Here is a 12944-nt window from a genome sequence, read left to right as displayed (position 1 = left end):
TCACTCCGTCTCGTGGTGGTTTGCTGTTCCCGCGACCATGAGCTGGCCGAGCGCCAGCCCGCCGTCGCCCGGCGGCACCTCGTGGTGCCGCAGGACGGTGAACCCGTCCGTGTCCAGCAGGGCGGCGCACTCCTCCTCCAGCAGCCCGTTGGCGAAGACACCGCCGGTGAGGGCGACGGTGCTCGGGCCGGCGGACCGGCGGGCCCGGCGGCAGACCTCGGCGACGGCCCGCGCCACCCCGCGGTGGAAGCGGGCCGCCAGCACCGGCGCGGGGGTGCCGCGCCGCCGGTCGGCGAGGAGCGCCTCCAGCAGGGGTGCGGGGTCCATCCGGTGGCCGGCCCCGAAGCGGAAGGGGTAGGCCCCGGTGTCCGTCCCCCAGGCCTCGGTCGCCGCGGCCTCCAGTTCCAGCGCGGCCTGTGCCTCGTAGGTGGTGCGGTGGCAGACGCCGGCCAGCGAGGACACGGCGTCGAAGAGGCGGCCCATGCTGGAGGTGGGCACGCAGGCGACGTTCCGTTCCAACTGCTGGCGCAGCACGAAGAGTTCGGCGCCGGTGCAGGCCCGGTGGCTCGGCAGGTCCGGCTCCCACGGCAGCCCGGCGGCCCACAGCCGGGCCAGGGCCAGCCGGCACGGGTTGGCCACGCCCGCGTCGCCGCCGGGCAGCGGAGCCGTGGCCAGGTGGGCGAAGCGGCAGAAGCCGGAGTAGTCGGCCAGCAGCACCTCCCCGCCCCAGACGGTGCCGTCGTCGCCGTACCCGGTGCCGTCGAAGGCGACGCCGATCACCGGGGCGGTGCCGTCGAGGCCGTGCTCGGCCATCGCGGCGGCGACATGGGCGTGGTGGTGCTGGACCGGCACGGGCGGCGGCAGGCCCCGTTCCCCGGACAGGCGCCGGGCCCAGCCGGCCGAGTGGTAGCGGGGGTGCCGGTCGGCGGCGATCAGGCGGGGGGTGACACCGGTGAGGGCGGTGACGTGGCGTTCGGCCCGCGCTGCGGCGTCGAGGGTGGCGAGGTCGCCCATGTCGCCGATGTGCGGCCCGAACCAGGCCTGGTCGCCGTCGCCCAGGCACAGGGCGTTCTTCAGGTCCCCGCCGACGGCGAGCACGGGCCGGACCGGGACCGGCAGGCGCAGGGGCCGGGGGACGTAGCCGCGGGAGCGGCGCAGCACCTGCTCGGTGCCGTCGCTGCGCACCCGCAGCACGGAGTCGTCGCACGGGGAGGCGATGGGCCGGTCGTGGGAGAGCCAGGCGTCGGCGAGTCCGTCGAGTCCGTCGAGCGCCTCGGTGTCGTCGGTGACGATGGGTTCGCCGGAGCGGTTGCCGCTGGTCATGACCAGGACGCGCGGCCCGGGGGGATCGCCGGGCAGTCCGAGGAGCAGGGTGTGCAGGGGGGTGTAGGGCAGCATGACGCCGACGTACGGGCTGCCCGGGCACACCTGGTCGGCGAGCCGGGGTCCTGCCGGGGCCCGGCGCCGGCGCAGCAGGACGACGGGGCGGCGGGCGCTGGTGAGGGCGGCGCGTTCGGCGCCGGTGAGGACGGCGATGTCCTGCGCGGTGCCGAGGTCGGGGCACATCACGGCGAAGGCCTTGCCACCGCGCTCCTTGCGGTCGCGCAGGGTGGCGACCGCCGCCGCGTCGGTCGCGTCGCAGGCGAGGTGATACCCGCCGACGCCCTTGACGGCGACGATCCGTCCGGCGGCCAGCAGCGCCCTCGCCGCGGCCAGGGCGCCCGCGTCCCGGGCCGCCCGGACGCCGGTGCCGGCGGCCGGGGTCAGGGTGAGCCGCGGGCCGCAGTCGGGGCAGGCGACGGGCTGGGCGTGGAAGCGCCGGTCGGTGGGGTCGCCGTACTCGTGGGCGCAGCGGGGGCAGGGCGGGAAACCGGCCATGGTCGTGGCCGCGCGGTCGTAGGGCATCGCGGTGGCGATGGTGAAGCGGGGGCCGCAGTGGGTGCAGGTGATGAACGGATGGCGGTGCCTGCGGTCGGCGGGATCGGCCAGCTCGCGCAGGCAGTCCGGGCAGGTCGCGGTGTCGGGCGGGAGCTGGGTGCGGCCGGTGGACTCACCGGTGGGCCGGATGGTGAAGGGCGCGGCGGCACCGGTGGCGGGGACGTCCTCGCAGCCGGTGCCGGTCACCACGGCCAGCGGGGGCGGCTCCTTGACCAGCCGGTCGTGGAAGAGGGCCACGTCCTGCGCCGGGCCCTCGACCTCGATGAGCACGCCGCTCGCGGTGTTGCCGACGAACCCGGTCAGGGCCAGTTCGGCCGCCAGCCGGTGCACGTACGGCCGAAAGCCCACTCCCTGCACCGTGCCGCGCACGGTGATCCGGCGGCGCACCCGGCCGGTGACGGGCGCGGTCACGAGGCGGGGGCGGGGTGGTGGTGCCCGTGGGGGTGCGGGGCGAGCGGCGGCCGGTGCGCCGGCGCCGAGTCGCGGGCCGCGAGGGCGTGGGTCAGGAGGGTGTCGGACCCTTCGCCGGTGCGGGCGCAGGACCGTACGATCTCCACGCCCGGGTTGACGCGCTGGACGTTGGCCCGGAAGGCGGCCTCGTCGAAGCCGGCCGCCTCGGCCAGGTCGGTCTTGGTGATGACGACCAGGTGGGCGGAGCCGAAGGCGGTCGGGTACTTCAGCGGCTTGTCCTCGCCCTCGGTGACCGCCATCAGCACGATACGCAGGGTCTCGCCGAGGTCGTAGGAGGCCGGGCAGACCAGGTTGCCGACGTTCTCCACGAACAGCACAGCGGTGTCCTCGGGCAGCCAGCCGTCGAGATGCCCGCGTACCTGCCGGGCCTCCAGATGGCACAGTCCGTCGGTGAGGAGCTGCCGGACCGGCGCGCCCGAACGGGCCAGCCGGACCGCGTCGTTCTCGGTGGCCAGGTCGGCGGTGAGCGCGGCGACGGGCACCCCTCGCTCCACGGCCCGCGCCAGGACCCGGCCGAGCAGTTCCGTCTTGCCGCTGCCGGGGCTGGACAGCAGGTTGACCACCGTCACACCCCGCTGGGCCAGGTCCTGTCGCAGACTCGCGGCCAGGTCGTCGTTCTTCGCCAGGACGGCCTGCTTGACGTCGGACCGGCACATGGGCGCAGCTCCTCGCGGTCGTGGGGCGGAAGGCCCCGGCCACGCCCTGTGCGGTCCGGGGTCTCACCGATCTTCGGCCGCGCCGGCCGCGAGGCGGGGCAGCGCAGCCGTGTGCGGGGGCCCGGATTCCATCGGGCGGCCCAACGGCGGTGCGGGGGCGGCGGGGTCGGCCAGCAGGACGGGGACGAGCGTGTGCAGCGCGTCGACGGCCCGGTCGACGGCCGCGCGCACCGGTGCGCTCAGTCCCGGCAGGATGTCCTCGTCGCCCGAGGGCAGGACGGCGGGTTCGCAGGCGAGCACGAGGACGCGGGGCAGCGGCTCCTCGCCCAGGTGGGTGGCGAGGGCCAGCACCTTCTCCGGGTCGAGGCCGTGCGCCTCGGGCGCGACGCTCGCGTCGGGCGGTTCGGCCTCGATCAGGGTCAGGGTGCCGGGCCGGTGCCCGCGCGGGGCCGCGTCGATCAGGACGGCGGTGGCGCAGCCGCCGAGCAGCGCGTAGGCGAGGTCCATGCCGCGGATGCCGAAGTCCCGCACCGTGGCCCCTGGCGGCAGCGGGCGCCGGTCGAGGGCGCTGATCACCTCGGGGCCGAAGGCGTCGTCGCCGAGGAAGATGTTGCCCACGCCCGCGACGAGGAGCCGGCCGGACGGGGCGCTCATCCGAGCTCTCCTGTGACCGGTGCCAGAGGGCGGACGGAGCCGGCCGGCTTCTTGCGTACGAAGGCGGAGCGCAGGGCGTGGTACGGGGCCGCGGGGTCGAAGAAGACGGCGCGCATGCGGGCGAGTTCGTCGCGCCGGTACTCCGCGAGCGGCCGCCGTGCCTCGTCCAGCCGGCGCGCCGTTTCCTTGGCGGCGATCCGCCGGGCGAGGCCGGGTGCGGCGGCGAGGTCCGCGGCCAGCCGCTCGATCTGGGCGCCGAACTCGCCCGGCGCGGCGGGCACCAGCCGGTCCACCAGTCCGATCCGGGCGGCGGAGGCGGCGCTGAGCGGCAGCGCCTCGCCGGTCAGCCGGTGGGCGAGGCCGTCTCCCACCCGGCGCGGCAGGCTGTAGGTCCAGAACTCGGATCCGTACAGGCCCATGCGCCGGTAGTGCGGGTTGAGGACGGCGCCGGTGCGGCACCACACCTCGTCGGCGGCGAGGGCGAGCATGGCGCCGCCGGCGGCCGCGTTGCCGGGGAGCGCGGCCACCACCAGCCGGTCGGTGGTGCGCAGTACCGCCTCCACCAGGTCGTCCATGGCGTTGAGGTTGGTCCAGGATTCCTCGGCCGGGTCGGCGGACGCCTCGATGACGTTGAGGTGGATGCCGTTGGAGAAGAAGTCCCGGTCCGCGCCGAGCACGAGGACGGAGGTGGGGCGGGCGAGCGCGTACCGGTAGGCGGTGAGCAGTCTGCGGCACTGCTCGGTGCTCATCGCGCCGCCGGGGAAGGCGAAGGTGAGGAAGCCCGTGTCGCCGCGCCCGCGGTAGCGGATGTCGCTCCAGGTGCGCCGGTCCGGGGGCGGTTCCAGGGGGACGGAGTCCTCGGGCAGGCGGGGCGCGTCCAGGAGGGAGGCGAGTACGGAGGCGGCCGGGCGCCGGAAGGGCGCGGGGTCGCCGGAGTTCCGCCGCGGGCGCAGTTCCGGGATCCACACGGCGCCGTCGCGGGTGGCGCGGCAGACCGCGCCGGCCCGGGTGGCGAGCAGTTCGCCGGGGCGGCCGCGGAGCCGGTCCTCGGGGTGTCCGCCGTGCAGGAACATCTCCCGGCCGAGGAGTTCGTCGAGGACGCCCGGCTGGGAGTCGGCGCCGCGCAGCTTGCGCAGCACGGTGTCGGTGCCGTCGTGGTCCCAGTCGATCCGGCGCCGGTCCTGCCGGAGGAAGTCGCGCCACACGATGTGCGGGGCGATGCCCGCGTCGCGGGTCTGCGGGCGGGGCTTGTACGAGCCGTCGGCGTACCGGCGCACGGCGAGCAGGACGGCGGCCACGGCGGCGTCGGAGACCTCGTTGCGGTACAGGTCGCTCTTGCCGACGGGCGGGACCGGGAAGGGTTCGGACGCCCAGATGTCGCCCGCGTCCATCGCCGCCCCGGCCTGGAGGACGGTCACGCCCCAGTGCGGACCCTGCTCGGCGATGGCCCAGTCCAGTGCGGACGGGCCGCGGTCACCGGGCGGTCCCGGGTGCACGATGAGGCAGGTGTGGTCGCGCCAGACGTCCTCGGGCAGGGCCGACTTCAGCATCGGCGCGACGACCAGGTCGGGGCGCAGTTCGCGGACGGCGGCCCGGACCGGTTCGGCGCCCTGCGCGGCGAGTACGACATCCACCCGGTGGCCCAGGTCCGACAGCTCGGCGTACACCCGTTGGGAGAGGCTGTTGAACGCGCTTGCGACGAGCAAAATGTCCATGACGCGGCATGTTCGTCCTTTCACGGGGTGCCGTGAAGAACCGGTGCGGCGTTTCGTCAGGGTCGGTCGGATAGCTCCACCAAGCGGCTCGCACGGCGCGTTTTCTGAACGTTCGGCGTCGCTCGGCGTCGCTCGGCGTTCGCCGGGGGCGGCGCGGACACCCGCGCCGGGCGGCACGCCGCGGGGGCGGGCGGGATGCGGCGGCGGGCGGCGGGCGGCCGGGACCGGCCGGTGGCGCCCCCGCCGGCGGGTGCGCCGGAAGAAGGGCCGCCGCCGGGCGTGCCGCGGCCCGGAGGGCCGGGTGACCCAGCGGTCCTCGATCCGGTCGAGGCCGAAGAGCAGCACGGCGAGCGCGGGAAGCAGCACAAGCGCGACGAGGGCCATCTCGAGAACTCCTCCCTGCGAGTACGGCGGACGAGTGCCCGGCCCGGCGCCCGGGCGTGCGAAAGTCCTGCGGCTCCCCGGCGCGTCGGTGGAATCGGACGGCGCCCGCGGGGACGGGCGCGTTGCGCCGAAGCGGCACGGCTCTGCCCGTAACGTTCTCGCCGGTGACCGAACGTCACAGCTTCGATACGTCGAGTGCGCGGGAGGCCGGGTGGGCGGTCCGGGACGGCGGACGGGCCGGGGGCACCGGACGCGTGGGACGGTGCTGGGCAGCCGGCCCGCGCACCCGGTGCGGCTCCCGGCGCGCGCCACGCCCGCCACCGACGCGGCGGTGACGGCGCGGATCATGCCCTGGCTGCGGATCACCGCGGCCTACGCCTGGCGGCTCATCCTGGTCGGCGTCGTGGTGTACGGCGTCTTCACCGTGCTCGGCCGCTTCCAGCTCATCGCCGTGGCGCTGTTCGTCGCCCTCATCGTCACCTCGGTCCTGCGCCCGCTCGCCGATCTGCTCGACCGCGCCCTGCCCCGGCCACTGAGCGTCGCCGTCGCCCTGCTCGGCAGTTCGCTGCTGCTGCTCACCCTGTTCGCCCTCGTCGGCAATGCCGTGGCGAGCGAATCGGCCACGCTGGTGGGTGAGTTCCGCGGCGGGGTGCACCGGATCGAACTGTGGCTGCAGCGTCCGCCGCTCCGGCTCAGCCCGGGCCGGCTCTCCGCCCTGGAGAACCAGGTGACGGACTACATCGACGCCCACCGGTCCAGACTGCTCAGCAGCGCGGTCACGCAGCTCGGCAGGGTGGTGGAACTGGTCACCGGCGGCGCGCTCGCGCTCTTCGCCTCGGTCTTCTTCATCCACTCCGGTGAGCGCCTGTGGGCCTGGGCGCGCGACCAGCTCCTGCCGGGCGGCGCCCGCGCGGCCTGGGACCGGGCGGGGAGCACGGCGTGGCGGACGTTCGCCGGGTACACCCGGGGGATCATCATCGTCGCGGCCACCAACGCCGTACTCGTCGGCATCGCCCTGCTCGTGCTGCGGGTACCGCTGGCACTGCCCCTGACGCTGCTGGAGTTCTTCGCCGCGTTCGTGCCCCTGGTCGGCTCGCCGGTGGCGCTCGGGGTGGCCACCGTGGTGGCCCTCGCCGGGCGCGGGCCGCTGACGGCCCTGGCCGTGCTGGTGCTCATCGTCGTCATCGGCCAGCTCGAGGGTCATGTGCTGCATCCGCTGGTGCTGAGCTGGGCGGTCCGCCTGCATCCGCTCGTCGTCGCCGTGTCGGTCATCGCGGGCAGCATCGTGGCCGGGGTGATCGGGGCGGTCGTGGCCGTCCCGTTCGTCTCGGTGATCTGGGCGGTGGTGCGTGCGCTGCGCCCGGCTCCGCCCTGAGCGTGACGGACGGGGCATGCGCACCCGCGGCGACGGCACCCGGTGCGCGTCGCGCGTGGAACAGAGGCGATGCGCCGCAGGGCGCCGCCGGCCGGCAGGCCGGCGGCGCCGGTGGCGCCGGTGGCGTCCGTCGCGCCCCGGGCGACAGGGACCGGTGGAGGACCGGGCACCTGGCCGTCCCGTCCTGACGCCGGCTGCGGCCGGGACCCCGCCCGCAGCCGGCACGTCAGCCGTTCGCGAACGCGACGACCTTGTCCAGGGCTCCGTCGAACCGGTCGTGATCGCCGACCGTCGGACCGGTGGAGGTGTACTGCCACATCGTGTACGCCGACCAGCCCGCGGGCAGCGTCCCCGCCGAGGAGGCGTAACGGGCGACCCAGAGGGGGTTGTTCGCGGCGAAGCCGCCGTAGTTGCCGGTGCACTGGGTCCACCAGCTCGTGGCGGTGTAGATGACGGCGTGGCGGCCGGTGCGGGCCTTGTAGCGGTCCAGGAAGTCGCGGATCCAGGTGACCATCCCGCTGTGCGACTTTCCGTAGCAGTCGTCGCCGTACGGGTTCCACTCGATGTCCAGCACACCGGGCAGCGTCCTGCCGTCCTTGGACCATCCGCCGCCGTGGTCGACGAAGTAGTCGGCCTGGGTGGTGCCGGTGGTGGTGTCGGGCGTCGCGAAGTGGTACGCGCCGCGGATCATGCCGACGTCACGGGACCCGTTGTACTGCTGCGTGAAGTAGGGGTTCGTGTAGTACGTCCCCTCGGAGGCCTTGGTGTAGGCCCAGCGGACGCCGCTGCTCCACAGCGTCGGCCAGGCGACGTTGCCCTGGTAGCTGGCGACGTCCACCCCTTCGGTCTGGGTCGTCCGGGGGGCCGTCGGCGTGAACTCGTCCGTGGGGCCGGCGCCGTCGTGGGTCAGTACGCCGATGCCCATGTAGGCGCTGCCGCGCTCGGGCACGGACCCGCCGGCCGGCGCCGGCACGGCCGCGGGTGTCGTCAGGGACAGCAGGAGGCCGGTCAGAACGCCGGTGACGGACCAGCGTGAGCGGCGGCGATGAAGGGTTATATGGCTTCGCACGGGATCCATCTGACCCGGGGTCGGACCGCACCGCACGCCGGATACGGCCGTGTGGTGTCACCCCGGCCGGACATTGGGCCATGCGGGTGTGGCGTTCAGCGGGTGCCCAGGGTGATGAGGACGGCGTTGAGGCGGGTGCCGTGCGGACCCGGCCAGCCGCCCGCGACATGGCCGAGCGGATCCCCGCCGGGCAGCGCCGGGTCCCCGGCGGCGGGGACCGGGACGCGGTGCACATGGAGGGTCGTGCCGTGCGGCGCGGGCAGGTGGGTGCCGTGCTCGTCGTCGGCCGGGCGCGGGACGCACGCGTCCCGGGGGAAGGGCTCGCCGGTGTAGGCGCGGGTCACCTCCCGGTCGGGTGTGTCGGTGACGCTCTGCGCCACGGCCCCGGCGCGGCCCTCGATCAGGGCGAGCAGTTCGGTGACCAGTACCGGGTCGTGGCAGCCGTCGTAGACCCAGCGCTTGCCCAGCACGCCGTGCTCGCAGGTGCCGATCAGCGCGTGCTCGGCACCGGCCAGCGGGGCTCCGCGGTAGGTGAGCGGGACCAGGTAGGCGACCGGCTCGGGGCCGGAGGTGTCGGTGGTCACCATGAACTCGATCCCGACCTCGCCCGCCGGATCGTCGAGCCGGAAGCCGCCGGACTTCCGCGGTTCGGGCACTGGTCCCCCGCGGTACCAGGGGCGGGTGGGCAGCCACCGGGCCAGCAGTTCCAGCTTGGTCGGTGTGAGGGTGGTGCGGTGGATGACGGCCATGCGTCAACTCCTCCTGGGACGCGGGGACATGAGCCTTGCCAGCCTTTCACACGCGGAGGACCTCATGATCGGCTCCGCCCGGGTGCTGTCCCGTGGCCCCCGGTGGATCGGCGCACGGCGCGGACGCGGTGCGCCGAAGGCGGAGGGTCGTCGGGGGCCGGGCACATCCGGGCGGTCCGGCGACACGGCGACGTGCCGCGGCTGCCGTCGTGCGCCCGCCGGGGATCGTGGGACAGCCCTCGGAGGAGGAGCGCCGGACGGATCGGGCCCGCGGCCGATCGGGGGACATGCGGGGCCGGGGCGCGGGTAGTCGGCTCTCGACTTGATCGAACTCGGCTTCGCACCGGAAAGGCGGATCTCATGCTGATGGCACACCCCGCGGTACTGAAGGACCTGATCGCCCAGTACGAGACCCTCACACTGCTCGGAGCGGAGGAGAGCACCCCGCAGGCCCGGCAGCGGCTTGCGGACATCGCCTACTCGCTGTGCGTCGCCACGGGTACCAAGGACGTCGACATGGCGCTGATCGCCGCCCGTCACCGGCTGTCCGGGGCGCGCCCCGAGGACGACTCGCTGCTGGGGCCGACCGCCGTGCTGGACCCCGCCCCCGTGCGGGAGGCGTCTTCGCTTCTGGAGGCGTCTCCGGTGCCGGGTCCCGCCCCCTCGGTGGGGCAGGCTTCCGCGCGGGAGGCCTCTCCCCTGCTGGACCCCGCCACCCCGGGGGGAACGGCTGCCGTGCTGGAGCCGGCCGCCGCGCCGGACTCGGCCGCCCTGTCCGGACCGGCGGCGGGCGTCTGACGGCGAGCCCGTCCGGGCGGCACACGCGATCCTGCCGGCCGCTCCCCCGGCCGGCCTCACGCCTTCCCTCCCTCTTGTCGTTCCTTCCCACGAGTTCCTTCCCGGTTATGGCCCACGCGACCTACCGGGCGGTATACAGGCCCAGTTGAAAAACGGACCGCCGCTCGGGCCGTCCGTGTGCCCAGCTTCCGGGGGAGGAACCATGGCGAACGACACGCGCGCGGCCGGCGGGGCGAGAGGCCGGCGGGGGACCGCCGTACTGGGGACGGCACTCGGGGGCTGCGCCCTCGTCGCCGCCGCCACGGTGCCCGCCACCGCCCACCCCGCCGGACACGGCCACGGGCTCAGGTACGTCTCCCTCGGGGACTCGTACACCTCGGGCCCGCTCATCCCGGCTCAGGTGGACGCCGAATGCGCCCGCTCCGACCACAACTACCCCTCGCTGCTTGCGTCGTGGCGCGGAGCGAGCGCGTTCAAGGACGTGAGCTGCGCCGGGGCGACGACGAAGGAGATGTGGCAGGCCCAGGGCGGCAACGCGGCCCAGCTCGACGCGCTGGACCGCAGCACCGACCTGGTGACGGTCCAGATCGGCGGCAACGACGTCGGATTCGGCTCCATCATCAGCACCTGCGCCCGTCTCGGCGCCCAGGAGCCGGCCGGGAATCCCTGCGAACGCTTCTACAAGGGGGGCGGCTACGACCAGTTGGCCCTCGCCGTCCTGCGCACCGCGCCGAAGGTCGACCGGGTGCTGCGGGCCGTGCACCGGCGCGCGCCGCACGCGCGGGTCCTCCTCGTCGGCTATCCGGACCTGCTCCCCGAGGACGGCGTCGGCTGCTTCCCGGCGGTTCCGTTCGCGGCGAAGGACTTCCCCTATCTCCGGGACACCGAGAAGCGGCTGAACCTGATGCTGCGCACGGTCGCCGCGTGGAACCGGGTCGACTACGCCGACACCTACGGGCCCACGGTGGGCCACGACATGTGCAAGGCGCCCGCCGACCGCTGGATCGAGCCGCTCCAGCCGGCCGCGCCGGCGGCCCCCGCACACCCCAACGCACGCGGCGAGGACGCCATGGCGCGGGCCGTGCGGGACCGGCTGGACCACGGGCACGGGCGCGGGCGCGGCTGAGCACCGCGCGCGGATGGCCCCGGCACGGGTGCGCCGGGGCCGGTCGCGCGGTCGGCCGGGATCAGCCGCCGAGCGCGGCCCGGACCACGCCCTTGGCCTCCTCCTGCACCCGGGCCAGGTGGTCGGGGCCGAGGAAGGACTCGGCGTAGACCTTGTAGACGTCCTCGGTGCCCGAAGGGCGGGCCGCGAACCAGGCGTTGGCGGTGGTGACCTTGATCCCCCCGATGGCGGCGCCGTTGCCGGGCGCCTCGGTGAGCACCGCGGTGACCGCCTCGCCGGCCAGGGTGTCCGCGGTGACCTGGGCCGGGGACAGCTTGGCGAGCAGTGCCTTCTGCTCACGGGTCGCCGGGGCGTCGATGCGGGCGTAGGCGGGTTCGCCGAAGCGGGCGGTCAGCTCCGCGTAGTGTTCCGACGGCGTCCGGTCGGTGACCGCCGTGATCTCGGAGGCGAGCAGGGCCAGCAGGATCCCGTCCTTGTCGGTGGTCCACACCGAGCCGTCCCGGCGCAGGAAGGACGCCCCGGCCGACTCCTCGCCGCCGAACCCGATGGTGCCGCCGGCGAGTCCGTCCACGAACCACTTGAACCCGACCGGAACCTCGACCAGGTGCCGGTCCAGGTCGGCGGCGACCCGGTCGATCATCGTCGACGAGACCAGGGTCTTGCCGATGCCGGTGCCGGCCGGCCACTGCTCGCGGTGCCGGTAGAGGTAGGAGATGGCGACGGCGAGGTAGTGGTTGGGGTTCATCAGGCCCGCGTCCGGGGTGACGATGCCGTGCCGGTCGGCGTCGGCGTCGTTGCCGGTGGCGATGCGGAACCGGTCGCGCTGCTCGATCAGCGAGGCCATCGCGTACGGCGACGAGCAGTCCATGCGGATCCTGCCGTCCCAGTCCAGGGTCATGAACCGCCAGGTGGGGTCGGTGTGCGGGTTGACCACGGTCAGGTCGAGGCGGTGCTGCTCGGCGATCCGGCCCCAGTAGGCGACGGACGCACCGCCGAGCGGGTCGGCGCCGATGCGCACCCCGGCCGCGCGGATCGCGTCGAGGTCCAGGACGGCGGGCAGGTCGCCGACGTAGGTGCCGAGGAAGTCGTAGCGCCGCGTGGTACCGGCGGCGAGCGCGCGGGCGTACGGCAGCCGCCGCACCTCCTTCAGGCCGCCCGTGATGATCTGGTTGGCGCGGTCCTGGATCCAGGACGTCGCGTCCGAGGCCGCCGGGCCGCCGCTGGGCGGGTTGTACTTGAAGCCGCCGTCGGCGGGCGGGTTGTGCGACGGGGTGACGACGACACCGTCGGCGAGACGGGTGCCGCGGCCCCGGTTGTGGGTGAGGATGGCGTGCGAGACGGCCGGCGTCGGGGTGTAGCCGTCCGCGCTGTCGACGAGCACGGTCACGTCGTTGGCCGCGAACACCTCCAGCGCGGTGACCCTGGCCGGCTCGGACAGGGCGTGCGTGTCGGCGCCCAGGAACAGCGGCCCGTCCACGCCCTGTGCCGCGCGGTACTCGCAGATGGCCTGGCTGGTGGCGGCGATGTGGTCCTCGTTGAAGGCGCCCGCCAGGGACGAACCCCGATGTCCCGAGGTGCCGAACGCCACCCGCTGGCCGGGGTCGGCCGGGTCGGGGCGCAGCGCGTAGTACGCCGTGACCAGCCGGGCCACGTCGATGAGGTCCTCGGGTCCGGCCGGCCGTCCCGCTCGCTCGTGCGGCATGAGTCCGCTCCTCCGCATCGGTGTGATCGATCGCTCGGAGCCCATCCTTCCCCGTCGAGGGCCCGGCGTGCGAGTACGCCGGGCCCCTCCTCGCCGGGCCGCCGGGGCCGGTCGCTGCGGCCCGCGGACCCGCCCGGAGCGACGCGCGCCGGATCGGGCGGTGCGCTCCGCCGGACCGACGGGCCGACGGGCGGCCCCGGCGGCCCGGCCCGCTCCCGCGCGACCGCGTACGGTTGCTTCGAGGTGGTGATCAGCCCCCGCCGCTCCTCCTGCGAACCGGCCATCGGCCGCGAGCCGTCGATCGGCA

The 12944-nt window shown here is 75.0% G+C and carries 10 protein-coding genes; 3 read left to right on the top strand and 7 right to left on the bottom strand.

Annotated features, from left to right (window positions below; genetic code table 11):
• The 4 genes from hypF to MXD57_RS15980 all read right to left on the bottom strand — a co-directional run bounded on the left by hypF (nt 1) and on the right by MXD57_RS15980 (nt 5434).
• Complete coding sequence (hypF, locus tag MXD57_RS15995) at nt 1-2349, bottom strand: carbamoyltransferase HypF (protein WP_250402109.1); 2349 nt, start codon at nt 2347-2349, stop codon at nt 1-3.
• Nucleotides 2346-3065: a hydrogenase nickel incorporation protein HypB gene (gene hypB / locus MXD57_RS15990; RefSeq protein ID WP_250402108.1), complete on the bottom strand. Its 720-nt coding sequence runs from the start codon at nt 3063-3065 to the stop codon at nt 2346-2348. The genes hypF and hypB overlap by 4 nt, the downstream gene beginning before the upstream one ends.
• Before the next feature lie 63 nt (nt 3066-3128).
• A complete protein-coding gene (locus MXD57_RS15985; RefSeq protein ID WP_250402107.1) occupies nt 3129-3719 on the bottom strand; it encodes a hydrogenase maturation protease in 591 nt (196 codons plus the stop codon).
• Complete coding sequence (locus tag MXD57_RS15980; RefSeq protein WP_250402106.1) at nt 3716-5434, bottom strand: enoyl-CoA hydratase-related protein; 1719 nt, start codon at nt 5432-5434, stop codon at nt 3716-3718. The genes MXD57_RS15985 and MXD57_RS15980 overlap by 4 nt, the downstream gene beginning before the upstream one ends.
• Before the next feature lie 646 nt (nt 5435-6080).
• On the opposite strand from MXD57_RS15980, the gene MXD57_RS15975 reads away from it, so the two are divergent.
• A complete protein-coding gene (locus MXD57_RS15975) occupies nt 6081-7193 on the top strand; it encodes an AI-2E family transporter (protein WP_250402105.1) in 1113 nt (370 codons plus the stop codon).
• A gap of 226 nt (nt 7194-7419) precedes the next feature.
• On the opposite strand, the gene MXD57_RS15970 is transcribed toward MXD57_RS15975, so the two are convergent.
• Nucleotides 7420-8271, bottom strand: coding sequence for a lysozyme (locus MXD57_RS15970; RefSeq protein ID WP_250402104.1), 852 nt, complete (start codon nt 8269-8271; stop codon nt 7420-7422).
• Between the two features lie 86 nt (nt 8272-8357).
• Nucleotides 8358-9011, bottom strand: coding sequence for a maltokinase N-terminal cap-like domain-containing protein (locus tag MXD57_RS15965; protein WP_250402103.1), 654 nt, complete (start codon nt 9009-9011; stop codon nt 8358-8360).
• A 360-nt stretch (nt 9012-9371) separates the two neighbouring features.
• Between MXD57_RS15965 and MXD57_RS15960 the strand changes: the two genes are divergently transcribed.
• Together MXD57_RS15960 and MXD57_RS15955 are read left to right on the top strand one after the other, a co-directional pair.
• Entirely contained in the window at nt 9372-9809 is a 438-nt protein-coding gene (locus tag MXD57_RS15960; RefSeq protein WP_250402102.1) for a DUF5133 domain-containing protein, read from the top strand.
• Nucleotides 9810-10011: 202 nt separating this feature from the next.
• The gene (locus MXD57_RS15955) at nt 10012-10935 is read left to right on the top strand and encodes an SGNH/GDSL hydrolase family protein (RefSeq protein ID WP_250402101.1); all 924 of its coding nucleotides are present in this window, start codon (nt 10012-10014) and stop codon (nt 10933-10935) included.
• A 61-nt stretch (nt 10936-10996) separates the two neighbouring features.
• Here MXD57_RS15955 and pgm read toward each other — a convergent pair whose 3' ends face one another.
• On the bottom strand, nt 10997-12637 hold the full coding sequence (gene pgm, locus MXD57_RS15950; RefSeq protein WP_250402100.1) for a phosphoglucomutase (alpha-D-glucose-1,6-bisphosphate-dependent): 1641 nt from the start codon (nt 12635-12637) through the stop codon (nt 10997-10999).
• Between the last annotated feature and the right edge of the window lie 307 nt (nt 12638-12944).

Source organism: Streptomyces cellostaticus (assembly GCF_023630175.1).
In the GTDB taxonomy this organism is placed as follows: domain Bacteria; phylum Actinomycetota; class Actinomycetes; order Streptomycetales; family Streptomycetaceae; genus Streptomyces; species Streptomyces cellostaticus_A.
The sequence above is the reverse complement of the archived record's forward strand: the minus strand, read 5'-3'. Positions and strand labels throughout refer to the sequence as shown.

Excerpts from the sequence above, each read along its gene's own strand:
- hypB (WP_250402108.1), bottom strand. The coding sequence starts at position 3,065 with ATGTGCCGGTCCGACGTCAAGCAGGCCGTCCTGGCGAAGAACGACGAC.
- MXD57_RS15985 (WP_250402107.1), bottom strand. The coding sequence starts at position 3,719 with ATGAGCGCCCCGTCCGGCCGGCTCCTCGTCGCGGGCGTGGGCAACATC.
- MXD57_RS15980 (WP_250402106.1), bottom strand. The coding sequence starts at position 5,434 with ATGGACATTTTGCTCGTCGCAAGCGCGTTCAACAGCCTCTCCCAACGG.
- MXD57_RS15970 (WP_250402104.1), bottom strand. The coding sequence starts at position 8,271 with ATGGATCCCGTGCGAAGCCATATAACCCTTCATCGCCGCCGCTCACGC.
- MXD57_RS15965 (WP_250402103.1), bottom strand. The coding sequence starts at position 9,011 with ATGGCCGTCATCCACCGCACCACCCTCACACCGACCAAGCTGGAACTG.
- MXD57_RS15960 (WP_250402102.1), top strand. The coding sequence starts at position 9,372 with ATGCTGATGGCACACCCCGCGGTACTGAAGGACCTGATCGCCCAGTAC.
- MXD57_RS15955 (WP_250402101.1), top strand. The coding sequence starts at position 10,012 with ATGGCGAACGACACGCGCGCGGCCGGCGGGGCGAGAGGCCGGCGGGGG.
- pgm (WP_250402100.1), bottom strand. The coding sequence starts at position 12,637 with ATGCCGCACGAGCGAGCGGGACGGCCGGCCGGACCCGAGGACCTCATC.